This window comes from Streptomyces bauhiniae, assembly GCF_004784475.1.
GTDB lineage: Bacteria > Actinomycetota > Actinomycetes > Streptomycetales > Streptomycetaceae > Streptomyces > Streptomyces seoulensis.
This window is the reverse complement of record NZ_SRRT01000003.1, coordinates 734,473-758,055: the sequence shown is the minus strand read 5'-3', so window position 1 is coordinate 758,055 and position 23,583 is coordinate 734,473. Positions and strand designations below refer to the sequence as shown.

General features: G+C 72.4%; 20 protein-coding genes. 17 read left to right on the top strand and 3 right to left on the bottom strand.

Features of this window, described 5'->3' with window-relative positions; translation table 11 throughout:
* Positions 1-95: 95 nt before the first annotated feature.
* The 5 genes from E5083_RS13550 to holA all read left to right on the top strand — a co-directional run bounded on the left by E5083_RS13550 (position 96) and on the right by holA (position 4,500).
* On the top strand, positions 96-1,211 hold the full coding sequence (locus E5083_RS13550) for an FAD-dependent oxidoreductase (RefSeq protein WP_135785891.1): 1,116 nt from the start codon (positions 96-98) through the stop codon (positions 1,209-1,211).
* A gap of 24 nt (positions 1,212-1,235) precedes the next feature.
* On the top strand, positions 1,236-2,027 hold the full coding sequence (locus E5083_RS13545) for an arylamine N-acetyltransferase family protein (protein WP_135785890.1): 792 nt from the start codon (positions 1,236-1,238) through the stop codon (positions 2,025-2,027).
* A gap of 116 nt (positions 2,028-2,143) precedes the next feature.
* Complete coding sequence (locus E5083_RS13540) at positions 2,144-3,034, top strand: YceI family protein (RefSeq protein ID WP_135785889.1); 891 nt, start codon at positions 2,144-2,146, stop codon at positions 3,032-3,034.
* Positions 3,035-3,089: 55 nt separating this feature from the next.
* Complete coding sequence (locus tag E5083_RS13535) at positions 3,090-3,335, top strand: hypothetical protein (RefSeq protein ID WP_037856065.1); 246 nt, start codon at positions 3,090-3,092, stop codon at positions 3,333-3,335.
* Positions 3,336-3,510: 175 nt separating this feature from the next.
* Positions 3,511-4,500 (top strand): DNA polymerase III subunit delta, encoded by a 990-nt coding sequence (gene holA, locus E5083_RS13530; RefSeq protein ID WP_202448114.1) that lies wholly within the window; start codon positions 3,511-3,513, stop codon positions 4,498-4,500.
* A gap of 182 nt (positions 4,501-4,682) precedes the next feature.
* Here holA and rpsT read toward each other — a convergent pair whose 3' ends face one another.
* Entirely contained in the window at positions 4,683-4,949 is a 267-nt protein-coding gene (rpsT, locus tag E5083_RS13525) for a 30S ribosomal protein S20 (RefSeq protein WP_030814907.1), read from the bottom strand.
* 228 nt (positions 4,950-5,177) lie between these two features.
* Between rpsT and lepA the strand changes: the two genes are divergently transcribed.
* The 4 genes from lepA (at position 5,178) to hemW (ending at position 12,540) form a co-directional block, all read left to right on the top strand.
* Positions 5,178-7,055: a translation elongation factor 4 gene (lepA, locus tag E5083_RS13520; RefSeq protein ID WP_135785887.1), complete on the top strand. Its 1,878-nt coding sequence runs from the start codon at positions 5,178-5,180 to the stop codon at positions 7,053-7,055.
* 306 nt (positions 7,056-7,361) lie between these two features.
* Positions 7,362-9,236, top strand: a complete 1,875-nt coding sequence (locus tag E5083_RS13515) for an AMP-dependent synthetase/ligase (RefSeq protein ID WP_135785886.1) — start codon at positions 7,362-7,364, stop codon at positions 9,234-9,236.
* A gap of 169 nt (positions 9,237-9,405) precedes the next feature.
* Positions 9,406-11,271 carry a SpoIIE family protein phosphatase gene (locus E5083_RS13510; RefSeq protein WP_208754049.1) on the top strand — a complete coding sequence of 622 codons (1,866 nt, stop codon included), beginning with the start codon at positions 9,406-9,408 and terminating at the stop codon, positions 11,269-11,271.
* Between the two features lie 36 nt (positions 11,272-11,307).
* The gene (gene hemW / locus E5083_RS13505; protein WP_135785885.1) at positions 11,308-12,540 is read left to right on the top strand and encodes a radical SAM family heme chaperone HemW; all 1,233 of its coding nucleotides are present in this window, start codon (positions 11,308-11,310) and stop codon (positions 12,538-12,540) included.
* Positions 12,541-12,543: 3 nt separating this feature from the next.
* Here the strand turns inward: hemW and E5083_RS13500 are convergent, their stop codons facing one another.
* Both E5083_RS13500 and E5083_RS13495 read right to left on the bottom strand, forming a co-directional pair.
* Positions 12,544-13,350 carry a DUF3097 domain-containing protein gene (locus E5083_RS13500; RefSeq protein ID WP_135785884.1) on the bottom strand — a complete coding sequence of 269 codons (807 nt, stop codon included), beginning with the start codon at positions 13,348-13,350 and terminating at the stop codon, positions 12,544-12,546.
* Positions 13,351-13,384: 34 nt separating this feature from the next.
* Complete coding sequence (locus tag E5083_RS13495) at positions 13,385-14,107, bottom strand: MBL fold metallo-hydrolase (RefSeq protein WP_135785883.1); 723 nt, start codon at positions 14,105-14,107, stop codon at positions 13,385-13,387.
* 158 nt (positions 14,108-14,265) lie between these two features.
* Between E5083_RS13495 and hrcA the strand changes: the two genes are divergently transcribed.
* The 8 genes from hrcA (at position 14,266) to E5083_RS13455 (ending at position 23,582) form a co-directional block, all read left to right on the top strand.
* On the top strand, positions 14,266-15,282 hold the full coding sequence (gene hrcA / locus E5083_RS13490; RefSeq protein ID WP_135785882.1) for a heat-inducible transcriptional repressor HrcA: 1,017 nt from the start codon (positions 14,266-14,268) through the stop codon (positions 15,280-15,282).
* Entirely contained in the window at positions 15,283-16,422 is a 1,140-nt protein-coding gene (dnaJ, locus tag E5083_RS13485) for a molecular chaperone DnaJ (protein ID WP_030814887.1), read from the top strand.
* Between the two features lie 76 nt (positions 16,423-16,498).
* Positions 16,499-17,599 (top strand): nitronate monooxygenase, encoded by a 1,101-nt coding sequence (locus E5083_RS13480; protein ID WP_135785881.1) that lies wholly within the window; start codon positions 16,499-16,501, stop codon positions 17,597-17,599.
* Positions 17,596-18,342: a 16S rRNA (uracil(1498)-N(3))-methyltransferase gene (locus E5083_RS13475; protein WP_135785880.1), complete on the top strand. Its 747-nt coding sequence runs from the start codon at positions 17,596-17,598 to the stop codon at positions 18,340-18,342. The genes E5083_RS13480 and E5083_RS13475 overlap by 4 nt, the downstream gene beginning before the upstream one ends.
* 78 nt (positions 18,343-18,420) lie before the next feature.
* The gene (locus E5083_RS13470; RefSeq protein ID WP_135785879.1) at positions 18,421-18,948 is read left to right on the top strand and encodes a hypothetical protein; all 528 of its coding nucleotides are present in this window, start codon (positions 18,421-18,423) and stop codon (positions 18,946-18,948) included.
* A gap of 50 nt (positions 18,949-18,998) precedes the next feature.
* Entirely contained in the window at positions 18,999-22,211 is a 3,213-nt protein-coding gene (locus E5083_RS13465) for a S41 family peptidase (RefSeq protein WP_135785878.1), read from the top strand.
* Positions 22,212-22,309: 98 nt separating this feature from the next.
* Positions 22,310-22,663 carry a histidine triad nucleotide-binding protein gene (locus E5083_RS13460; protein WP_135786001.1) on the top strand — a complete coding sequence of 118 codons (354 nt, stop codon included), beginning with the start codon at positions 22,310-22,312 and terminating at the stop codon, positions 22,661-22,663.
* Between the two features lie 4 nt (positions 22,664-22,667).
* On the top strand, positions 22,668-23,582 hold the full coding sequence (locus E5083_RS13455) for a ribonuclease Z (protein WP_135785877.1): 915 nt from the start codon (positions 22,668-22,670) through the stop codon (positions 23,580-23,582).
* The last annotated feature ends 1 nt before the right edge of the window (position 23,583 follow it).

Here is a 23,583-nt window from a genome sequence, read left to right as displayed (position 1 = left end):
GCCTTCACGGACAATGTCGTCCCCCTGTCGGCCACGCAAGGTGCCTGTCGGCCCCATGTCGGAGCTCTGTCGGCCCCCCTAGCGAGCGTGACCCCATGAGCATTCACGTCACGATCATCGGTGCCGGACTCGGCGGCCTCACGCTCGCCCGTGTTCTGCATGTCCACGGCATCCGGTCCACCGTCTACGAGGCGGAGACCTCCCCCACTGCGCGCGCACAGGGCGGGCTTCTCGACATCCGGGACTACAACGGCCAGCCCGCGCTGCGGGACGCGGGTCTGTACGACGAGTTCCGCGCCCTCATCCTCGAAGGGCGCCAGGCGACGCGTGTCCTGAGCCGGGAGGGCGAGGTGCTGCTGGATCTGCCCGACGACGGTACGGGCACCAACCCCGAGGTGCCGCGCGGCGAACTGCGGCAGATGCTGCTCGACTCGCTGCCGGACGGCACCGTGCGGTGGGGTCACAAGGTCACCGGGGTCCGAGGGCTCGGCGGCGGCAGGCACGAGGTGGCCTTCGCCGACGGCGTCACGGTCGGGACGGAGCTGCTGGTGGGCGCGGACGGTGCGTGGTCCCGGGTCCGGCCGCTGCTGTCCGGCGCGACGCCCGAGTACACCGGCGTCTCCTTCGTGGAGACCCATCTGCTCGACGCCGACACCCGGCACCCGGAGAGCGCGAAGCTCGTCTGCGACGGCTCCACGATGATCCTCGCGCCGGGCAAGGGGGTCCTGGTGCACCGGGAGCGGGGCAGGAGCCTGCACACCTGGGTGATGCTCGTCCGGCCGCGCGACTGGTCCGACGGGATCGACTTCTCCGACTCCGCCGCCGCGCTCGCGCGTATCGCCCACGAGTTCGACGACTGGGCCCCGCAGCTCACCGCGCTGATCGCCGACGGCGACACCGCGCCGGTGTCGCGCCAGATCCACGCGCTGCCCGCCGAGCACCGCTGGGACCGCACACCGGGCGTGACCCTCCTCGGCGACGCCGCCCACCTCACGGCTCCGAACGGCGAGGGCGCCAACCTCGCCCTCTACGACGGCGCCGAACTCGGCAAGGCCATCGCCGCGCACCCGGGCGACGTGGAGGCCGCACTCACCGCGTACGAGCGGGAGATGTTCCCCCGCAGTGCCGCGGCCGCGCTGGAGGGTGCCGATCTCCGCGAGATGCTGGGCGAGGACACGCCGTACAACCTGATCAGCATGTTCACGGAGTAGCGGGTCACTCCGCACACTGGCCCCATGAACCCCACCCGTACCGACGCCTACCTCCGCCGCCTCGGCGCGGAGCGCCCCGCGCGCCCCACCACGGAAGCCCTGCGGGATCTGCACCTGCGCCACCTCCGAACCGTCCCCTTCGAGAACCTCTCGATCCACCTCGGCGAGCCGGTCGTCCTCAATGAACAAGCCCTGCTGGACAAGGTGGTCGAAGCCCGCCGGGGCGGCTTCTGCTACGAACTCAACGGAGCCTTCGGCCTGTTGCTGGCCTCGCTCGGTTACGAGGTCCAGTACCTCGCGGGCCGGGTCCACGGGGACGACGGTCTCGGCATCCCGTACGACCATCTCGCCCTGCGCGTGCGGACGGTGGACGGGGGCGACTTGATCGCCGACGTGGGGTTCGGGGCGCACAGCCACGGCCCGCTGATCTTCGGTGAGCGCGGGGATCAGGCGGACCCCGGCGGTACGTTCCGGCTGGTGGAGGCGGGCGACGGGGACCTGGACGTCCTTCGGGACGGCAAGCCCCAGTACCGGCTTGAGCAACGACCCCGCCAGCTCCCAGACTTCCGCGCCGGAGCCTGGTGGCACTCGACCTCGCCGGAGTCGCACTTCACCCAATCCCTGGTGTGCTCGCGGATCACGGAGGACGGCGGCCGGATCACGCTCAGCGGACGGACGTTGACGACCACGGACGCCGAGGGGCGGAAGGGGGCGCGTGAGTTGGGGACGGACGAGGAGGTGCTCACCGTGTACCGGGACGGGTTCGGGATCGGGCTGAGTGAAGTCCCCACCGTCCGGGGCGGCCAATTCGGGTGACTTCCGGCGCATGGGCCGTACTCCCGTGATCTGGTCCCGTTTTGCTCGAAAGCCGCATCGGTGATCGAATGACTCTTCGGCAACGCAGGATGCGGAGGCGCACAGGAGTGGCGTACATGTTCGGCCGGTGGCTGGAGAAACGAACGGACCGGGTCCACCGGACGAGTCCACTGGCGGCGGTCCGTACCCCGGCCGACGCGGGCGTGCTGAGCTGCCGGGTGCTCGATCCGGTCAACCAGCCGGTCGCCGCGGCGGAGTTCACCGTCAGCGACAGCCTCGGCCGCAAGGTCGTCACCGGCGGCACCGATCCGTACGGCTCCTTCATGGCGACCGTCCCGGCCGGCGAGTACCGGCTCGCGGTGTCCGCCGAGGGGTACACGCCGTACCGCGCCACGGCCATGGTCGCGGAGAACTCCCTCGCCTCGCTCGGTGACGTGACCCTTCAGGTGGCGCCGCCGACCGAGCCGCCGATGCGGGGCGACTGGGACATCGACCCGGTCCACTCCTCCATCGTCTTCACCGCCCGGCACATCGGACTGGCCCGTATCCACGGGCGGTTCAACTCCTTCGCGGGCGCGGTACGGATCGCGGACCGGGTCGAGAACTCGGCGATGCACGTGGTGATCGACGCGGCCTCCATCGACACCGGCTTCCGGATGCGCGACGACCACCTGCGCTCGCCCGACTTCCTGGACGTGGGGCGGTATCCGACGCTGGAGTTCTACAGCGAACGGTTCGTGCGCCGGGGCGGCAACCGCTGGGCCGTCACCGGCGGGCTCTCGCTGCACGGCGTGACCCGCACCGTGACCCTCGACACCGAGTACCTCGGCCTCGGCAACGGCATGGAGGGCGAGACCCGCGCCGCCTGCCGCGCCACCACCGAACTCCACCGCGACGACTACACGATCAACTGGCAGACCCTGCTGGCCCGTGGCATCGCGGCGATCGGGCCGAGCATCCGGGTCGACCTGGACGTGCAGATCGTGCCGCGCGCGCTCACGGGTTGAGCCCCCAGGAGGTCCGCCCGGCCGCTCTCTCATGCCGTACCGGACAATGTCCGGTGTGAGTGATGTGAGACATGTGCTGGTGCTTCCCGACCGTGACGCCGCCGAGGAGGCGGCCGAGGCGCTCGGGGCGCGGTTCGGGGTCGACGAGGAGCCCCGGCTCGTCCGGGACGCGCTGGCCGGCGAGGACGACGCGGAGGACGCCCAGTGGCTGCTGGTCCTGCGCGATGAGGCGGCCCGCCTGGACCCCGCCGAGCTGGACGCCTTCGCGGCCGAGTGGGAGGGCTGGCGGGAGGAGCCGTGAGCCGGCGCCCGCGCAATAGGCCAACGCACCTTACGCCCGCGCCCCGAGCTAACGCGCCCGCACTCCCCGCACACGCGCCCCTCACGCCCCTGACCCCCGCCTCAGGGTCCGCTCAGGGATCACCCAGGGTCCACGCCCCGCTTGATTGTCCGTGCCGCGTGGGATGCTGTCAGTGATGGCAAGAAAGACTGCGAATGACGACCCTCTCGCCCCGGTGACCCTTGCCGTGGGCCAGGAGGACCTCCTGCTCGACCGTGCCGTGCGGGAGGTGGTGGCCGCCGCGAGGGCCGCCGACGCCGACACGGACGTACGCGACCTCACCCCGGACCAGTTGCAGCCCGGCACCCTCGCCGAGCTGACCAGTCCCTCGCTCTTCGCCGAGCGCAAAGTCGTGGTCGTACGCAACGCACAGGATCTCTCTGCCGACACGGTCAAGGACGTCAAGGCGTACCTCGGCTCGCCCGCCGAGGAGATCACGCTGGTCCTGCTGCACGCGGGTGGTGCGAAGGGCAAGGGGCTGCTGGACGCGGCCCGTAAAGCGGGCGCCCGCGAGGTCGCCTGCCCGAAGATGACCAAGCCGGCGGACCGGCTGGCGTTCGTGAGGGGGGAGTTCCGGGAGCTCGGGCGGTCCGCGACACCCGAGGCGTGCCAGACGCTGGTCGACGCGATCGGCAGCGACCTGCGCGAACTGGCCTCAGCGGCGGCCCAGCTCGTGGCCGACGTCGAGGGCACGATCGACGAGGCCGTGGTCGGCCGGTACTACACCGGCCGCGCCGAGGCATCGAGCTTCACCGTCGCCGACCGGGCGGTGGAGGGGCGTACGGCGGAGGCGCTGGAGGCGCTGCGCTGGTCGCTGTCGACCGGGGTGGCACCGGTGCTGATCACCAGCGCCCTGGCCCAGGGCGTGCGAGCCATCGGCAAGCTGTCCTCGGCGCGCGGCGGCCGGCCGGCCGACCTCGCCCGTGAGCTGGGGATGCCGCCGTGGAAGATCGACCGGGTCCGCCAGCAGATGCGGGGCTGGACGCCGGACGGGGTGTCCGTGGCGCTGCGCGCGGTCGCGGAGGCCGACGCCGGCGTGAAGGGCGGCAGCGACGACCCCGAGTACGCGCTGGAGAAGGCGGTCGTGACCATCGCCAGGGCAGCCCGCTCCCGGGGGCGGGCGTAGTCGGACATGCCGAAGGCCCCGGCGCCTCCCTGGGAAGGGAAGGACACCGGGGCCTCGGACCAAGATGCTGAAGCCACACCCGCGTGGCGAACGCAGGCCGCGTGTGGCTTCGGGGTGCCGGACGGGAGCGGTTAGAGAGGGCCCGCTCGTGTGTCCCTCCGGCGGTCAGATCAGAAGGAGGTTCAGCCCTTGAGGTCCGCGACCTTGGCCGAGAGCGCCGACTTCTTGTTGGCGGCCTGGTTCTTGTGGATGACGCCCTTCGAGACGGCCTTGTCGAGCTGACGCGCGGCAGCGCGCTGGTACTCGGTGGCCTTCTCGACGTCACCCGCGGCAGCGGCCTCGCGGGCCTTGCGGATCGCGGTCTTCAGGGAGGACTTGACGGCCTTGTTGCGCAGCCGAGCCTTCTCGTTGGTCTTGATCCGCTTGATCTGGGACTTGATGTTCGCCACGAAAGGAGCCTTTACAGGTTCAGGTACGGGCCCGTTGAAGGTCCCGTACCGGTGATCCAGAAATTTGCAGTCGCGCCTCGCGCTGAGAGGGCATGAGGCACAGCGCTCTACAGTACCAGCGGCCCCGGCGACGGCCCAAAACGCTTCCCGGTCGTTCCGCGTGGGACCATGGAAGCTACGTATCGATCCGACCCGAGGCATAAGGCGCCTCAAGAGACAGGACCCTGCGTGCCCGCGACCCCTAACAATGTGCCCGAGCCGAGCCGTACCGCCCCGGCTCTGATCCGCAACTTCTGCATCATCGCGCACATCGACCACGGCAAGTCCACGCTCGCCGACCGGATGCTCCAGCTCACCGGTGTGGTCGAGCAGCGGCAGATGCGTGCTCAGTACCTCGACCGGATGGACATCGAGCGCGAGCGCGGCATCACGATCAAGTCCCAGGCGGTGCGTCTGCCCTGGGCCCCGACCGAGGGCCCCGACCAGGGCACGACGCACATCCTCAACATGATCGACACGCCGGGCCACGTCGACTTCACCTATGAGGTCTCGCGGTCGCTGGCCGCCTGCGAGGGGACCGTCCTCCTCGTGGACGCCGCGCAGGGCATCGAGGCGCAGACCCTCGCCAACCTGTACCTGGCGATGGAGAACGACCTCAAGATCATCCCGGTGCTGAACAAGATCGACCTGCCGGCCGCGCAGCCGGAGAAGTTCGCCGAGGAGCTGGCGAACCTGGTCGGCTGCGAGCCCGACGACGTGCTGAAGGTCTCCGCGAAGACCGGCCTCGGCGTCGACGCGCTGCTGAACAAGGTCGTCCAGGAGATCCCGGCCCCGGTCGGCGACCCGGACGCCCCCGCCCGCGCGATGATCTTCGACTCGGTCTACGACTCCTACCGCGGTGTCGTGACGTACGTCCGTGTCATCGACGGCCAGCTCAACAAGCGTGAGCGCATCCGGATGATGTCCACCGGCGCCACCCACGAGCTGCTGGAGATCGGCGTCAGCTCGCCGGAGATGCTCCCGGCCGACGGTCTCGGCGTCGGCGAGGTGGGCTATCTGATCACCGGTGTGAAGGACGTCCGCCAGTCCAAGGTCGGTGACACCGTCACCAGCCAGGCCAAGGGCGCCACCGAGGCGCTCGGCGGCTACAAGGACCCGAAGCCGATGGTCTTCTCGGGCCTGTATCCGCTGGACGGCTCCGACTACCCCGAGCTGCGCGAGGCGCTGGACAAGCTCCAGCTCAACGACGCCGCCCTGGCCTACGAGCCGGAGACCTCCGCCGCCCTCGGCTTCGGATTCCGCGTCGGCTTCCTCGGCCTGCTGCACCTGGACGTGATCCGGGAGCGCCTGGAGCGCGAGTTCGGCCTCGACCTCATCGCCACCGCGCCCAACGTGGTCTACCGCGTGGTCATGGAGGACGGCACCGAGCACACGGTGACCAACCCGAGCGAGTTCCCCGAGGGCAAGATCGCGGATGTGTACGAGCCGGTCGTGCGGGCCACGATCCTCGCGCCGTCCGAGTTCATCGGCTCGATCATGGAGCTGTGCCAGACCCGGCGCGGCACCCTGCTCGGCATGGACTACCTCTCCGAGGACCGGGTCGAGATCCGCTACACGCTGCCGCTCGCCGAGATCGTGTTCGACTTCTTCGACCAGCTCAAGTCCAAGACCCGCGGCTATGCCTCCCTGGACTACGAGCCCACGGGCGAGCAGAGCAGCTCCCTGGTCAAGGTCGACATCCTGCTGCACGGCGACAAGGTGGACGCCTTCTCGGCGGTCACCCACAAGGACCAGGCGTACGCCTACGGGGTCCGGCTCGTCGCCAAGCTGCGCGAGCTGATCCCGCGGCAGGCGTTCGAGGTGCCGATCCAGGCCGCCATCGGCTCGCGGGTCATCGCCCGCGAGACCATCCGCGCCATCCGGAAGGACGTCCTCGCCAAGTGCTACGGCGGTGACATCTCCCGTAAGCGGAAGCTGCTGGAGAAGCAGAAGGAGGGCAAGAAGCGGATGAAGATGGTGGGTTCCGTGGAGGTTCCCCAGGAGGCGTTCATCGCGGTCCTCTCCAGCGACGACGGTGCCGGAAGCTCGGGCAAGGGCAAGAAGTAGCCCGCGATCGCGCCGAGTTGTCGGAGCGAAACGGGCAAAGTGGGGCCCGCCGTACATGTGTACGGCGGGCCCCCGCTCGTACGGGGGGCGGTCCGGGGGCGGATCTCGATGGGGTTCCGGTGCGAAGTGACAGGCCGTGGCCTCTTACGCGGTGGCCGGTCGCCCCTTACCCTGATCCCTGCTCGCTAGTTACTCGCGGGTTAAACAACAGCCTCGGGCAACAGCTTCGAGCAACATCTTCGAACCAGCGTGAGTCCACCCAGCCGCACCGAGTCAGCCGCACCGTCGCGGGCCCCGGAGGATGTCGTGAGCGACACACAGACCCTGATCGAGAACCGTCCGCCGTCCGTGGCGGCCCTCTTCCTGGAGCGCGTGGCGGCCACACCGGACGCCGAGGCGTACCGGTACCCGGTCCCGGCGGCCTCCGGCGAGGGCCCCGACGAGTGGCGGTCGCTGACCTGGGGCCAGGCGGCGGAGCGGGTGTACGCGATCGCGGCCGGCCTGATCGAGCTGGGGATCGAGTCCGAGCAGCGGGTGGCGCTCGCCTCCTCGACCCGCGTCGAGTGGATTCTGGCCGACCTCGGCATCATGTGCGCGGGCGGTGCCACCACCACCGTCTATCCGCAGACCAACGCCGACGAGTCGGCGTTCATCCTGTCCGACTCCGAGAGTCGGGTGCTGATCGCGGAGGACGCGGCCCAGGTCGCCAAGGCGCTGGAGCGGCGGGCCGAGCTGCCCGCGCTGGCCAAGGTCGTCGTGATCGACCCGGCGGGCGCCGAGACGAGCGACTGGGTGATCACCCTCGCCGAGCTGGAGAAGCGCGGCACCGCCTACCTTGAGCAGCACCCCGAGCTGATCAAGGAGCGGGTCGGCGCGATCACCCGCGAGCAGCTCGCCACCCTCATCTACACCTCCGGCACCACCGGCCGCCCCAAGGGCGTGCGCCTGCCGCACGACAACTGGGCCTACATGGCGCGGGCCACCGCCTCGACCGACCTGATCTCCGCCGACGACGTGCAGTACCTCTGGCTGCCGCTCGCCCATGTCTTCGGCAAGGTGCTCACCTCCGGCCAGATCGAGGTCGGCCACGTCACCGCGGTCGACGGCCGGGTGGACAAGATCATCGAGAACCTGCCCGTGGTCAAGCCGACCTACATGGCCGCCGTGCCGCGCATCTTCGAGAAGGTCTACAACGGTGTCGCCGCCAAGGCCCGCGAGGGCGGCGCGGCCAAGTACAAGATCTTCCAGTGGGCCGCCGAGGTCGCCCGCGAGTACGCCAAGGCGTCCCAGGACAGCTTCCGCCGCACCGGCACCGCCTCCGTGCCGTTCGCGCTGGCCGCCAAGCACAAGGCCGCCGACGCCCTGGTCTACGGCAAGCTGCGCGAGGCGTTCGGCGGCAGACTGCGCGCCTGCGTCTCCGGCGCCTCCGCCCTCGCCCCCGAGATTGGCTACTTCTTCGCCGGCGCCGGCATCCACATCCTGGAGGGGTACGGCCTCACCGAGACCTCCGCCGCCTCCTTCGTGAACCCCGGCGAGGCGTACCGCACCGGCACGGTCGGCAAGCCGCTGCCCGGCTGCGAGGTGCGCATCGCGGACGACGGCGAGATCCTGTTGCGCGGCCCCGGCGTCATGGAGGGCTACCACCAGCAGCCCGAGAAGACCGCCGAGGTGCTGGAGTCCGACGGCTGGTTCCACACCGGTGACATCGGCGAGCTGTCCGCCGACGGCTATCTGCGCATCACCGACCGCAAGAAGGACCTCATCAAGACCTCGGGCGGCAAGTACGTGGCGCCCGCCGAGGTCGAGGGCCAGTTCAAGGCGGTCTGCCCCTACGTCTCCAACATCCTGGTGCACGGTGCCGACCGGAACTACTGCACCGCCCTCATCGCACTGGACGAGCCCACGATCCTCCAGTGGGCGGCCGACAACGGCCTGGAGGGCAAGTCGTACGCCGAGGTGGTGGCCGCGCCGCAGACCGTCGAGATGGTCGACGGGTACGTGAAGCAGCTCAACGAGGGGCTGCAGCGCTGGCAGACCATCAAGAAGTTCCGGCTGCTGCCGCGCGACCTCGACGTGGAGCACGGCGAGATCACGCCGAGCCTGAAGCTGAAGCGGCCCGTGGTCGAGCGGGAGTACAAGGGCCTGATCGACGAGATGTACAACGGCGCCCGCGAGGCGTGAGCGGCACCCGCCGGGGTGGTTTTCGGCCGCCCCGGTGGGTTCTCTTTCGGCCATGACCGGAATTGAGCGTGTTCTGGCCGGGCGGTAACGCAGTTCGCCGTCACGAGCGTTCACTTCGGTGACTCGGTGCTTATGCGCCCCGCCTGTCTGTCACCCTGGCCGCATGGACATGGCGGCCATACCCGTGCAGCGGGCGGGCGGCGCCGGGGCGGAGGAGGCGCCGGCGCCCTCCGGCACGCCCCCGCTCGCCGAGGGCCGGGCCACCCTCCCCGGCAGCCCCGCCGCCCCCGGCTCGGCCCGCGCCCTGGTCCGCGCCGCCTTCGCCGACTGGGCCGGCCTCGGTCTCACCGGCCCCGACGGCGCCGCCCGGCTCGGCGAGGACGCCACCGCCGTCGTCAGCGAACTCGTCACCAACGCCGTCGTCCACGCCGGCACCGAGGTCGAGGTCGACTGGCGGCTGGAGGAGAACGGCGCCTTCACCGTGGAGGTCCACGACCAGCACCCCGCCCGCGCCCCGCGCGACCCCGCCGACGACACCCCGCAGGAGTCTTCCGAGCACGGGCGCGGGCTGCGGCTGGTCGCCACGCTCGCCGAGTCCTGGGGCGTCACCTACCGCACCGGCCGCAAGACCGTCTGGGCCCGCCTGCCGCCCGGCGGCACCGAGGAACCCGCCGGTCCCGCGCCCGCCCCCGCCCTGGTCGCCGCCGAGGCCCTCGCCCCGCAGCCGCAGCGCGCCGCGGGCGACCGGGACTGGCTCGGCCGCGGCGCGCTCTCCTTCCTCGCCGAAGCCTCCGACCTGCTCGCCGGACAGCTCGACGAGAACCTGGTCGCCGCCCTCACCGGCCAGTTGATCGTGCCCCGGCTCGCGGACTGGTGCGCGATCTGGCTGGAGGACGAGGCGACCGTACGCAGCGGCGGCGACGGGCCGGCCCGGGTCTGGCACACCAGCGAGGCCCGCATCGAGGACCTCCAGCGGGCCCTGGAGAAGGAACCTCCGCGCTCCCGCCACACCGTGCGCTCCGGCCCCGAGCCCTACCCCTGGCCCGGCACCGCGCTCGGCCCCGAGGGCACCCACGGCACCGCCCTCGCCTACCGGCTGGTCGCCGGGGGCCGCCCGCTCGGCACCCTCCTCATCGGCCGCTGCGGCCTGCTCGGCTTCCCCGACGAGGTCACCGGCCTGGTCGAGGACCTCGGCCGCCGGGTCGCGCTCGCCATCGGCGCCGCCCGCCAGTACGCCCGCCAGGCCACCATCAGCGCCGTCCTCCAGCGCGGCCTGCTGCCCGGCGCGGTCGCCGAGATCCCCGGCATGACCAGCGCCCTCGTCTACGAACCCCGCGACCAGGGCGGTCCCAGCGGCGACTTCTACGACCTCTTCCCGGCCGGACACGGCCGCTGGTGCTTCGCCGTCGGCGATGTCCAGGGCAAGGGCCCCGAGGCCGCCGTCGTCATCGGCCTCGCCCGCCCCTGGCTCCGGCTGCTCGCCCGCGAGGGGTACGGCGTAGCGGACGTCCTCGACCGCCTCAACCAGCTCCTCCTGGACGACGCCACGGAGGCCGCCGACGCCGCCGCCCGCGCCCTGATCGCCGCCGGAGGCGGACCCTTCGCCCCCGGCGACGGCCCGCAGACCCGGTTCCTGTCCCTGCTCTACGGCGAGCTGACCCCCGTCGAGGGCGGGGTCCGCTGCACCCTCGCCTCCGCCGGGCACCCGCTGCCCCTGGTGCTGCACCCCGACGGCCAGGTCAGCGCCGCCGCCCGCCCGCAGACCCTGCTCGGTGTCGTCGAGGACGAGACCTACACCAGCGAGACCATCGAGCTGCGGCCCGGCGACAGCCTGCTGTGCGTCACCGACGGCGTCACCGAGCGCCGCTCCGGCACCGACCAGTTCGACGACGGCGACGGCCTCGCCCGCGCCCTCTCCGGCTGCACCGGCCTGAGCGCCGAGGACATCGCGGAGCGCATCCGCGCCCTGGTGCACGGCTTCGGCGAGGACGCCCCCGAGGACGACCTCGCGCTCCTGGTACTCCAGGCGCAGTGAACCGGGTCCCGCGCGCGGTGCGGGACAATGGAGGACATGCCTTCCGCACTCCCCGACGGCGAGTCCGTCCCCGACGACGGCGCGCTGCCCGCCGCCGCGCTCGCCGGTGCCGCCGAGCGGCCCCTCGGGTTCTATCTGCACGTCCCGTACTGCGCGACCCGCTGCGGCTACTGCGACTTCAACACCTACACCGCCACCGAGCTGCGCGGCACCGGTGGCGTGCTCGCCTCGCGGGACAACTACGCGGACACCGTCGTCGAGGAGATCCGGCTCGCCCGCAAGGTGCTCGGCGACGACCCCCGCGAGGTCCGTACGGTCTTCGTCGGCGGCGGTACGCCCACCCTGCTGGCCGCCGGTGACCTGGTACGGATGCTGGACGCGATCCGGGACGAGTTCGGCCTGGCACCCGACGCCGAGATCACCACCGAGGCCAACCCGGACTCCGTCGACCCGGCCTACCTGGCCACCCTGCGCGAGGGCGGCTTCAACCGGCTCTCCTTCGGCATGCAGAGCGCCAAGCCGCACGTCCTGCAGATCCTCGACCGCACCCACACCCCCGGCCGCCCCGAAGCCTGCGTGGCCGAGGCCCGCGCGGCCGGGTTCGAGCACGTCAACCTCGACCTGATCTACGGCACCCCCGGCGAGTCCGACGACGACTGGCGCGCCTCGCTGGAGGCGGCGCTCGGCGCGGGCCCCGACCACATCAGCGCCTACGCCCTGATCGTCGAGGAGGGCACCCAGCTCGCCCGGCGCATCCGGCGCGGCGAGGTCCCGATGACGGACGACGACGTGCACGCCGACCGGTACCTCATCGCCGAGGAGCTGCTCACCGCGGCCGGTATGCACTGGTACGAGGTGTCCAACTGGGCCACCACCGAGGCCGCCCGCTGCCTGCACAACGAGCTGTACTGGCGCGGCGCCGACTGGTGGGGCGCCGGCCCCGGCGCCCACAGTCACGTCGGCGGGGTGCGCTGGTGGAACGTCAAACACCCCGGCGCCTACGCCGCCGCCCTCGCCGCCGGCCGCACCCCCGGCGCGGGCCGCGAACTCCTCTCCGACGAGGACCGCCGCGTCGAACGCATCCTCCTGGAGCTCCGCCTGCGCGACGGCGTCCCCCTGACCCTGCTCAAGCCGGCCGGTCTGGCCGCCGCCGCCCGCGCCCTTGCGGACGGCCTGCTGAACCCCGAGCCCTACGCCGAGGGCCGCGCCACCCTCACCCTGCGCGGCCGCCTGCTGGCGGACGCGGTGGTGCGGGATCTGGTGGACTGAGCACTACGCCTCGGCCGTGACGAAGTCGATCAACTCCTCGACCCGGCCGAGGAGTTCCGGCTCCAGGTCCCGATAAGACGTCACCTTCGCCAGGATCGCCTGCCACACCGCGCCGGTGTTTTCCGGCCAGCCGAGGGCCTTGCAGACGCCCTTCTTCCAGTCCTGGCCGTGGGGGACGCGGGGCCAGGCGGGGATGCCCAGAGCTGAGGGCTTCACCGCCTCCCAGATGTCGATGTACGGGTGGCCGACCACCAGGGCGTGGTCGCTGGTGACCGACTGGGCGATGCGCCACTCCTTGGTGCCGGGCAGGAGGTGGTCCACCAGGACGCCGAGGCGGGCGTCGGCGTCGGGATCGAATTCGGCCACGATCGAGGGCAGGTCGTCCACGCCCTCCAGGTACTCCACGACGACGCCCTCGATGCGCAGGTCGTCGCCCCAGACCTTCTCGACCAGCTCGGCGTCGTGCCGGCCCTCGACGTAGATCCGCCCCGCGCGGGCCACGCGGGCGCGGGCGCCTGGCACGGCCACCGAGCCGGAGGCGGTGCGGGCGGGCTTCACCGGGGCGGCGGCGGCCGGGCGGACCAGGGTGACCGGGCGGCCCTCCAGCAGGAAGCCGCGCGGCTCCAGCGGGAACACCCGGTGCTTGCCGAAGCGGTCCTCCAGCGTCACCGTCCCCGCCTCGCAGCGGATCACCGCCCCGCAGAATCCCGTACCGGGCTCCTCGACAACCAGTCCCGGCTCCGCCGCCACCTCCGGCACCGGCTGCGGCTTCTTCCAGGGGGCGGTCAGGTCGGGGGAGTAGTCGCGCATTCCGCAGACGATAGGAGAAGTCGCGGCGCGGTACTCAGGACACGCCGAAACGCGCTGCCAGGGCGTCGCGTTGGCGTCGTACGAAGGCCGCGTCGACCACCGCTCCGTGACCGGGCACGTACAGCGCGTCCTCGCCGCCGAGGGCCAGCAGGCGGTCCAGCGCGTCCGGCCAGCGGGACGGCACCGCGTCCGGGCCCGCCTGCGGTTCGCCGGACTCCTCCGCCAGGTCGCCGCAGAAGACGACCTCGGGGGAGCCGGGCACCAGCACCGCGAGATCGTGGGCGGTGTGCCCGGGCCCGACGTTGGCCAGCAGCGCCTGACGGCCGCCGCCGAGGTCGAGCGTCCACTCGCCGGACACCAGGTGCGCGGGCGGCAGCAGGGCGTGTACGGCGGCCTCCGCCTCCTCGGCCGGGACCCCGTGCTCGACCGCGTCCCGGCGCAGCGCCTCCCGCTCGTGGCGGAACACCACGTCCAGGCCGACCGCGCCGTAGACCTCCGCCCCGGCGAAGGCGGGAGCGCCCAGGACATGATCGAAGTGGGGGTGGGTCAGCGCGAGATGGGTCACATCGCGCCCGGCCAGCGTCCGTACCGCCGCCCGCAGCGCGGCCCCCTCCGCGAGGCTCGACCCCGCGTCCACCACCAGTGCCGTGCCCGCGCCCACCACCAGCCCCACCGTGCAGTCCCAGCCCGGCAGCCGGCACCGGCCCACCCCTTCGGCCAAGCGCTCCCACCCGAGGTCTTCCCAAGTCACCGTCATACCCGGACGCTAGCTCTGGACAAGCCGGGCGGAGGGCACCGACCTTGCCCGGTGAGCACCCCACGGCCGTACACTGGCCGGGGATGTCTGGCACTCGCACGCGCAGAGTGCCAGGCGGGACACCGTAAGGGCCGTGGGGCGACGTGACGGAGGTGCGCATGCTGAGCGAACGCAGGCTGCAGGTACTGCGCGCCATCGTGCAGGACTACGTCGGCACCGAGGAGCCCGTCGGCTCCAAGGCCCTCACCGAGCGGCACAGCCTCGGCGTCTCCCCGGCCACCGTGCGCAACGACATGGCCGCGCTGGAGGAGGAAGGGTTCATCGCCCAGCCGCACACCAGCGCCGGGCGCATCCCCACCGACAAGGGCTACCGGCTCTTCGTCGACAAGCTCGCCGGTGTGAAGCCGATGACGGCGCCCGAGCGGCGCGCGATCCAGAACTTCCTGGAGGGCGCGGTCGACCTGGACGACGTCGTGGCCCGCACCGTCCGGCTGCTCGCGCAGCTCACCCGGCAGGTCGCCGTCGTGCAGTACCCCTCGCTGACCCGGTCCACCGTGCGGCATGTGGAACTGCTCTCACTCGCGCCCGCCCGCGTGATGCTCGTGCTGATCACCGACACCGGCCGGGTCGAGCAGCGGATGGTCGACTGCCCCGCCCCGTTCGGCGAGGCACCGCTCGCGGACCTGCGCGCGCGGCTCAACAGCAAGGTGGCCGGGCGCCGGTTCAGCGACGTACCGCGACTGGTCGAGGACCTCCCCGATGCCTTCGAGGCGGAGGATCGCGGTACGGTCTCCACAGTGCTCTCCACTCTGCTGGAGACACTGGTCGAGGAGAACGAGGAACGGCTGATGATCGGCGGCACCGCCAATCTCACCCGTTTCGGACATGACTTCCCCCTGGTGATCCGGCCCGTGCTGGAGGCCCTGGAGGAACAGGTCGTGCTCCTCAAACTCCTCGGCGAAGCCAAAGATCCGGGCGTGACCGTGCGTATCGGGCACGAGAACGCCCACGAGGGACTCAACTCCACGTCCGTCGTGTCGGTCGGCTACGGTTCGGGCGGCGAGGCGGTTGCCAAGCTCGGCGTGGTCGGACCGACCCGCATGGACTATCCGGGAACGATGGGAGCGGTACGCGCAGTGGCACGGTACGTCGGACAGATCCTGGCGGAGTCGTAAGTGGCCACGGATTACTACGCCGTTCTCGGCGTGCGCCGCGACGCGTCGCAGGATGAGATCAAGAAGGCGTTCCGCAGGCTCGCGCGCGAGCTGCATCCGGACGTCAATCCCGATCCGAAGACCCAGGAGCGGTTCAAGGAGATCAACGCCGCCTACGAGGTGCTGTCGGACCCGCAGAAGAAGCAGGTCTACGACCTCGGCGGCGACCCCCTCTCGCAGGCCGGCGGCGCCGGTGGCGCGGGCGGATTCGGGGCCGGCGGCTTCGGCAACTTCTCCGACATCATGGACGCGTTCTTCGGTACGGCGTCGCAGCGCGGCCCGCGTTCGCGCACCCGGCGCGGCCAGGACGCGATGATCCGGATCGAGGTCGAGCTGGACGAGGCGGCCTTCGGCACGACCAAGGACATCCAGGTCGACACCGCGGTCGTCTGCAACACGTGCAGCGGCGAGGGTGCGGCCCCCGGCACCTCCGCGCAGACCTGTGACATGTGCCGCGGCCGCGGTGAGGTCTCCCAGGTCACCCGGTCCTTCCTGGGCCAGGTCATGACCTCGCGCCCCTGCCCGCAGTGCCAGGGCTTCGGCACCGTGGTCCCCACCCCGTGCCCCGAGTGCGCGGGCGACGGCCGGGTCCGCTCCCGGCGCACCCTGACCGTGAAGATCCCCGCCGGTGTCGACAACGGCACCCGCATCCAGCTCGCGGGCGAGGGCGAGGTCGGCCCCGGCGGCGGCCCCGCCGGCGACCTCTACGTCGAGATCCACGAGCTGCCGCACTCCACCTTCCAGCGGCGCGGCGACGACCTGCACTGCACGGTCACCATCCCGATGACGGCCGCGGCCCTCGGCACCAAGGTGCCGCTGGAGACGCTGGACGGCATGGAGGAGGTCGACATCCGGCCCGGCACCCAGTCCGGCCAGTCGATCCCGCTGCACAACCGGGGCGTCACGCACCTGCGCGGCGGCGGCCGGGGCGACCTGATCGTGCACGTCGAGGTCACCACCCCGACCAAGCTCGACGCCGAGCAGGAGCGGGTGCTGCGGGAGCTGTCCAAGCTGCGCGGCGAGGAGCGGCCCACCGGGCAGTTCCAGCCCGGCCAGCAGGGGCTGTTCTCCCGGCTGAAGGACGCGTTCAACGGACGCTGACGGCGGGGGGCGCCGCGCGCGCCCCCACGCCCGGGCCGGATTCGGACTTGTCAGGCCGACATGACACCATGCGGGCATGTCCTCCGCACTGGCCGATCTCGTCGTGCATCCGATCGTGCAGGCCCCCATGGCGGGCGGTGTCGCCGTGCCGGAACTGGCCGCCGCCGTCTCCGAGGCCGGAGGGCTCGGCTTCCTCGCCGCCGGCTACAAGACCGCCGACGGCATGTACCGCGAGATCAAGCGGCTGCGCGGGCTGACCAGCCGCCCCTTCGGCGTCAACCTCTTCCTGCCCCAGCCCGCCCACGCCGAGTCCGGCGCGGTGGAGCTGTACGCGCAGCAACTGGCCGGTGAGGCCGCCTGGTACGAGACCGAGACCGGCGACCCCGACGGCGGCCGCGACGACGGCTACGACGCCAAGCTCGCCGTGCTGCTGGACGACCCGGTCGCCGCCGTCTCCTTCCACTTCGGCGTGCCCGACCCGGAGGCGCTGGCCGCGCTGCGCCGGGCCGGGACCGTCACCCTGGTCACCGCCACCACCGTCGAGGAGGCCCGCGCGGTCGAGCGGGCCGGGGCGCACGCGGTGATCGCGCAGGGCATCGAGGCCGGCGGCCACCAGGGCACCCACCGCGACCTCGCGGAGAACGACGGCACCGGGCTCGGCCTGCTGTCCCTGGTCACCCAGGTCGCGCAGGCCGTGGAGATCCCGGTCGTCGCCGCCGGGGGCATCATGCGCGGCGCCCAGATCGCCGCCGTCCTCGCCGCCGGGGCCACCGCCGCCCAGCTCGGCACCGCCTTCCTCGCCACCCCCGAGTCCGGCGCCCCCGAGGTCCACAAGCGGGCGCTGACCGACCCGGTGTTCCCGCGCACCGAGCTGACCCGCGCCTTCTCCGGGCGCCCGGCGCGCGCCCTGACCAACCGCTTCCTGCGCGAGCACGGCCCGTACGCGCCCGCCGCCTACCCCGACGTGCACCACCTGACCTCGCCGCTGCGCAAGGCCGCCACCGCCGCCGGGGACGCCCAGGGCATGTCGCTCTGGGCGGGCCAGGGCCACCGGCTGGCCCGCCCGCTGCCCGCGGCCGAACTCGTCCGCACCCTCGCCGCCGAACTCAACCTCGTACGGGGCGAGTCGGGGCGCCAGTACCGGCCCGTCCGAGCCCAGGGAGGGGACGCGCGATGACCGCGCCCGTCTTCGTCGTCGACCACTTCCGCACGGACGGCACCCGGTACGTGCTCGACGGACCCGAGGGGCGGCACGCCGTCTCGGTGAAGCGGCTGGAGCCCGGCGAGGAGGTCGTCCTCACCGACGGCGCCGGACGGTACGCGGTTTGCCGGGTCACCGGCACCGAGGGCAAGGACCGGCTGATCGTCGACCTTCCCGAGGTGCGCGAGGAGCCCGAGCCCCGGCCGCGTATCACCGTCGTGCAGGCGCTGCCCAAGGGTGACCGGGGCGAACTCGCGGTGGAGACCATGACGGAGACCGGGGTCGACGCGATCGTGCCCTGGCAGGCGTCGCGCTGCATCACCCAGTGGAAGGGCGAGCGGGGGCTGAAGGCGCTGGGCAAGTGGCGCTCCACCGCCCGCGAGGCCGGCAAGCAGTCGCGCCGGGTGCGCTTTCCCGAGGTCGCGGACGCCGCCTCCACCAAGCAGGTCGCCGCGCTGCTCGCGAAGGCCGACTTCGCCGCCGTGCTGCACTCCGACTTCGACCACGAGTCGGTCCCGCTGGCCACCGCCGAACTCCCCGCCGAGGGCGAGATCGTGCTCGTCGTCGGCCCCGAAGGCGGCGTCTCCCGCGACGAGTTGGCCCTCTTCGAGGAAGCCGGCGCCCGCGCCTGCGTCCTCGGCCCCTCCGTCCTGCGCACCTCCACCGCCGGCACCGCCGCGACCGCCCTCCTGCTGGGCCGCACCGGCCGCTGGTCCTGAGACGCCCCCGCCGCACGTTCGGGTGACTGGCCGTATGCGGCCTTCCGCCGTGGGGGCCTCGGTGGGACGCTGGGGTGTATGGGGGCTTCGCGTGGGATTCGGGTGCTCGCCGCCGGTGGGCTCGTGGCGCTCGTCGTCGGTGCGGTGACGGCGTGTCAGCCGGGGGAGCTGGGGGCGGCCTCGGTCGCGTACACCACCGACTCGACGGCGACCGACGCGCTGAAGAAGCGTGATGTGGACGTGAGTTGGCTGACCTGTACCGGGCGGCAGGACGGCGGGTCGTCGGCCAGTGGGTCGCCGAGCGAGTCCACCGTGGTCACCGTCGACTGCCAGGGGAAGACCAAGGACGGGCGGGACATCACCGTCACCGGCAAGGTGACCCGCGCGGTGAACGGGGCCTGTGTGCGCGGCAATCTCGTCGGCAAGGTCGGCGGACGGCAGGTCTTCCGGGTGAGCGGGCTCGGCAACTGCGAGGCCGCCCCGGCCTACACCCCGCCCGCCACCTACCGGCCGCCGGGACAGCCCCGGCCCACGGTGACCGTCACCGTCACCCGCACCCTGTGGTGCGAGAACGACCCCTCGTGCCGCCCGGTCCAGGGCAAATAGACTGATCAATTCCGGGTCCGTACAGGGACGTTCGCGCGTAGGGTGATCGCGTGACTCACGGTGCTGCCACGGAAAACGCCGCCTCGTACCTCCGATCCCCGCATGTGCGGGGCGACTTGGTCACCTTCACCGCCGAGAACGACGTCTGGGTCGCCCCGTTGGACGGTGGCCGGGCCTGGCGGGTCAGCGCCGACGGGGTCCCCGTGAACCACCCCCGCATCTCGCCCGACGGCACCACCCTCGCCTGGACCTCCCGCCGCGACGGCGCCCCCGAGGTGCACACCGCCCCCGTGGACGGCGGGCCCTCCCGGCGCCTGACCCACTGGGGCAACGCCCGCACCCAGGTCCGCGACTGGACCCCGGACGGCGAGGTGCTCGCGGTCAGCGCCGCCGGACGGCACAGCACCCGCCATAGCTGGGCCCATGCCGTCCCGCTCGACGGCGGCCCGGCCACCACCCTCCCGTACGGTCCCGTCGGCGCCGTCGCCCACGGCCCGCACACCGTGCTGCTGTCCGCCACGATGAACCGGGACGCCTCCGCGTGGAAGCGCTACCGGGGCGGCACCGCGGGCAAGCTGTGGATCGACCGGGACGGCGACGGCGAGTTCGTCCGGCTGCACGAGGAGCTGGACGGCAACCTGGAGTACCCCTCCTGGGTCGGCGACCGCCTCGCCTTCCTCTCCGACCACGAGGGCACCGGCGCCCTCTACTCCTCCCTCGCCGACGGCTCCGACCTGCGCCGCCACACCCCGCTCGGCGGCTTCTACGCCCGGCACGCCGCGAGCGACGGCACCCGTGTCGTGTACGTCAGCGCCGGGCAGCTCTGGGTGCTGGACGACCTCGACGGCGCCGAACCGCGCCGGCCCGGCATCCGGCTCGGCGGCCCCCGTACCGACCTCCAGCCCTTCGTCCTGGACGCCGCCCGCTGGCTGGACTCCGCCACCCCCGACCACACCGGGCGCGGCAGCGCGGTCGCCGTGCGCGGCACCGTCCACTGGGTCACCCACCGCGCCGGACCGGCCCGCGCCCTCGCCGCCGAGCCCGGCGTACGGGCCCGGCTGCCGCGCACCTTCCGCGCGGGCGGCGAGGAGTGGGTGGTGTGGGTGACCGACGCCGAGGGCGACGACGCGCTGGAGTTCGCCCCCGCCACCGGCCTCGCCCCCGGCACCGCCCCGCGCAGGCTCGCCGCCGGACAACTGGGCCGCGTCCTCGAACTCGCCATGTCCCCGGACGGCACCCGCGCCGCCGTCGCCTCCCACGACGGCAGGCTGCTGCTGGTCGAGCGGGAGACCGGTGAGATCCGCGAGGTCGACCGCAGCGAGCACGGCGACCCGCACGGCCTGGCCTTCTCACCCGACTCCGGCTGGCTCGCCTGGGCCCACCCCGGCCCGCGCCCGCTCTCCCAGATCCGGCTCGCCGCCACCACCGACCTCACCGTCACCGAGGCCACCCCGCTGCGCTTCGCCGACTACGAGCCGGTCTTCACCCTCGACGGCCGCCACCTCGCCTTCCTCTCCAACCGCGCCTTCGACCCCGTCTTCGACACCCACGTCTTCGACCTGGCCTTCGTGGAAGGCGCCCGCCCGCACCTCATCACCCTCGCGGCCACGACCCCGTCCCCCTTCGGCCCGCAGCGCCACGGCCGCCCCTTCGGCACCCCCGACCGGGACGAGACCCCCGGCGCCGAGGGCACCCCCACGACCCGCGTCGACCTCGACGGACTCGCCGACCGGATCGTGCCCTTCCCCGTCGAGGCCGCCCGGTACGGCAACCTGCGCGCCGCCAAGGACGGCGTGCTCTGGCTGCGCCACCCGGTGCGCGGTGTCCTCGGCGCCTCCCGCGCCACCCCGGACGCCCCCGACCCCAAGACCGAGCTGGAGCACTACGACCTCGCCCAGCACCGGCTGGAGCACCTGGCCGCCGACGCCGACGAGTTCGAGGTCAGCGGCGACGGCCGCCGCGTCCTGCTGTGGAGCGACGGCAGGCTCCGCGTCGTCCCCGCCGACCGCCGCGCCCCCGACGACGAGGACGGCGACGCCCGCGTCACCGTCGACCTCGGCCGCATCCGGCACACCGTCGACCCGGTCGCCGAGTGGCGGCAGATGTACGACGAGACGGGCCGGCTCATGCGGGACAACTTCTGGCGCCCCGACATGGGCGGCGTCGACTGGGACGGCGTCCTGGACCGCTACCGTCCCGTCCTCGAACGCGTCGCCACCCACGACGACCTCGTGGACCTCCTCTGGGAGGTGCACGGCGAACTCGGCGCCTCCCACGCCTACGTCATGCCGCACGGAAGCTGGGGCGACGGCGCCCGCCAGGGGCTGCTCGGCGCCGACATCTCCCGCCACGAGGACGGCAGTTGGCGCGTCGACCGGGTCCTGCCCTCGGAGACCTCCGACCCCGAGGCCCGCTCCCCGCTCGCCGCGCCCGGTGTCGCCGTACGCCCCGGCGACACCCTCCTCGCCATCGGCGGCCACCCGGTCGACCCGGTCGCCGGGCCCGGCCCGCTGCTGCTCGGCACGGCCGGGAAGCCCGTCGAGCTGACCGTCGCCCCGGCCGGCGGCGGCGAACCCCGGCACGCGGTCGTCGTCCCGCTCGCCGACGAGGACGCCCTGCGCTACCACGCCTGGGTCGCCGGCCGCCGCGCCCACGTCCACGCACGCTCCGGCGGCCGCCTCGGCTACCTCCACGTCCCCGACATGCAGGCCCCCGGCTGGGCCCAGATCCACCGCGACCTGCGCGTCGAGGTCACCCGCGAGGGCCTGGTCGTCGACGTCCGCGAGAACCGCGGCGGCAACACCTCCCAGCTCATCGTCGAAAAACTCGCCCGCCGCATCGTCGGCTGGGACCTCCCCCGAGGCATGCGCCCCGAAAGCTACCCCCAGGACGCCCCCCGAGGCCCGGTGGTCGCGGTGGCCGACGAGTTCTCCGGCTCCGACGGCGACATCGTCAACGCCGCGATCCGAGCCCTGGGCATCGGCCCCGTGGTCGGCACCCGCACCTGGGGCGGAGTAATCGGCATCGACAGCCGCTACACCCTCGTCGACGGCACGATCATCACCCAGCCCAAATACGCCTTCTGGCTGGAAGGCGCAGGCTGGAACGTGGAGAACCACGGCGTGGACCCAGACATAGAAATCCCGATGCGCCCCCAGGACTGGGCAAGGTCCGAGGACCCCCAACTGAACAAGGCAATAGACCTGGCCCTGGAAGCACTGGAGAGACAGCCCGCAAAAACCCCGCCAGGCTTGCCGACTTAAGGGGCGCGGGGAACTGCGCGAGCAACCACAACGCACGCCGCACCCGAACGACTAGGATGCCGAAGGCAAAGATCACCGGCGAAAGTGAGCGGGACGAAATGGCAGGCGAACCCCAAGAAGACTGCCTCTTCTGCAACATCATCGCGGGCAAAATCCCCGCAGACGTGGTGAGGGAAACCGACACCACCCTCGCCTTCAGGGACATCAACCCCCAAGCCCCGACCCACATCCTCGTGATCCCCAAGGCCCACTACAAAAACGCCGCAGAACTCGCCGCCGAAGCACCGCAGGTAGCCGCAGACGTACTCGCAGAGACCCGCGGAGTCGCCGAAGGCGAACAGTTGGAGAGCTACCGCACCGTCTTCAACACAGGCACCGGCGCCGGACAGACCGTCTGGCACGCCCACGCCCACGTCCTGGGCGGCCGCGGCCTGAACTGGCCCCCCGGATAACCCCATGTCCGTACGCGAGTTGGTCGTCCTCGGCACCGCCAGCCAGGTCCCCACCCGGCACCGCAACCACAACGGCTACCTGCTCCGCTGGGACGGCGAGGGCATCCTCTTCGACCCCGGCGAGGGCACCCAGCGCCAGATGCTCCGCGCCGGGGTCGCCGCGCACGACCTGAACCGCATCTGCGTCACCCACTTCCACGGCGACCACAGCCTGGGCCTGGCCGGCGTGATCCAGCGGATCAACCTGGACCGGGTGCCGCACCCGGTCACCGCGCACTACCCCCGCTCCGGCCAGCGCTTCTTCGACCGCCTCCGGTACGCCACCGCCTACCGGGAGACGGCCGACCTCACCGAGGCACCGGTCGACACCGACGGCCCCCTCGCCACCACCCCCTCCTACACCCTGGAGGCGTACGGCCTCTCCCACCCGGTGGAGTCCTACGGCTACCGGCTGGTCGAGCCCGACCGGCTCCGCATGCTGCCCGACCGCCTCGCCGCGCACGGCATCGCGGGCCCCGATGTGGGCCGTATCCAGCGGGAGGGCTCGCTGGGCGGGGTCGAGCTGGCCGAGGTCAGCGAGATGCGGCGCGGACAGCGGTTCGCGTTCGTCATGGACACCCGGCTCTGCCCCGGTGTGCACGCCCTCGCCGACGGCTGCGACCTCCTCGTCATCGAGTCCACCTTCCTGGACGAGGACGTGACGCTCGCCGAGGAGCACGGCCACCTGACCGCCGGGCAGGCCGCGACCGTGGCGCGGGACGCCGGGGTGCGGCACCTCGTCCTCACCCACTTCAGCCAGCGCTACTCGGGTCCTTCATCCCCCGCCGAGTTCGAGCGCCAAGCCCGCGCCGCCGGCTTCGAGGGCGAGCTGACCGTGGCCCGCGACCTGGACCGCGTGCCGCTCCCCAAGCGCGGCTGAC

Bases quoted from the DNA above. Each gene is read 5' to 3' on its own strand.
- E5083_RS13510 (WP_208754049.1), top strand. From the start codon at position 9,406: ATGGCGGCCATACCCGTGCAGCGGGCGGGCGGCGCCGGGGCGGAGGAG.
- E5083_RS13475 (WP_135785880.1), top strand. From the start codon at position 17,596: ATGACCGCGCCCGTCTTCGTCGTCGACCACTTCCGCACGGACGGCACC.
- E5083_RS13470 (WP_135785879.1), top strand. From the start codon at position 18,421: ATGGGGGCTTCGCGTGGGATTCGGGTGCTCGCCGCCGGTGGGCTCGTG.
- E5083_RS13550 (WP_135785891.1), top strand. From the start codon at position 96: ATGAGCATTCACGTCACGATCATCGGTGCCGGACTCGGCGGCCTCACG.
- E5083_RS13495 (WP_135785883.1), bottom strand. From the start codon at position 14,107: ATGACGGTGACTTGGGAAGACCTCGGGTGGGAGCGCTTGGCCGAAGGG.
- hemW (WP_135785885.1), top strand. From the start codon at position 11,308: ATGCCTTCCGCACTCCCCGACGGCGAGTCCGTCCCCGACGACGGCGCG.
- E5083_RS13460 (WP_135786001.1), top strand. From the start codon at position 22,310: ATGGCAGGCGAACCCCAAGAAGACTGCCTCTTCTGCAACATCATCGCG.
- holA (WP_202448114.1), top strand. From the start codon at position 3,511: ATGGCAAGAAAGACTGCGAATGACGACCCTCTCGCCCCGGTGACCCTT.
- hrcA (WP_135785882.1), top strand. From the start codon at position 14,266: ATGCTGAGCGAACGCAGGCTGCAGGTACTGCGCGCCATCGTGCAGGAC.
- E5083_RS13455 (WP_135785877.1), top strand. From the start codon at position 22,668: ATGTCCGTACGCGAGTTGGTCGTCCTCGGCACCGCCAGCCAGGTCCCC.
- E5083_RS13500 (WP_135785884.1), bottom strand. From the start codon at position 13,350: ATGCGCGACTACTCCCCCGACCTGACCGCCCCCTGGAAGAAGCCGCAG.
- E5083_RS13540 (WP_135785889.1), top strand. From the start codon at position 2,144: ATGTTCGGCCGGTGGCTGGAGAAACGAACGGACCGGGTCCACCGGACG.
- E5083_RS13545 (WP_135785890.1), top strand. From the start codon at position 1,236: ATGAACCCCACCCGTACCGACGCCTACCTCCGCCGCCTCGGCGCGGAG.
- E5083_RS13480 (WP_135785881.1), top strand. From the start codon at position 16,499: ATGTCCTCCGCACTGGCCGATCTCGTCGTGCATCCGATCGTGCAGGCC.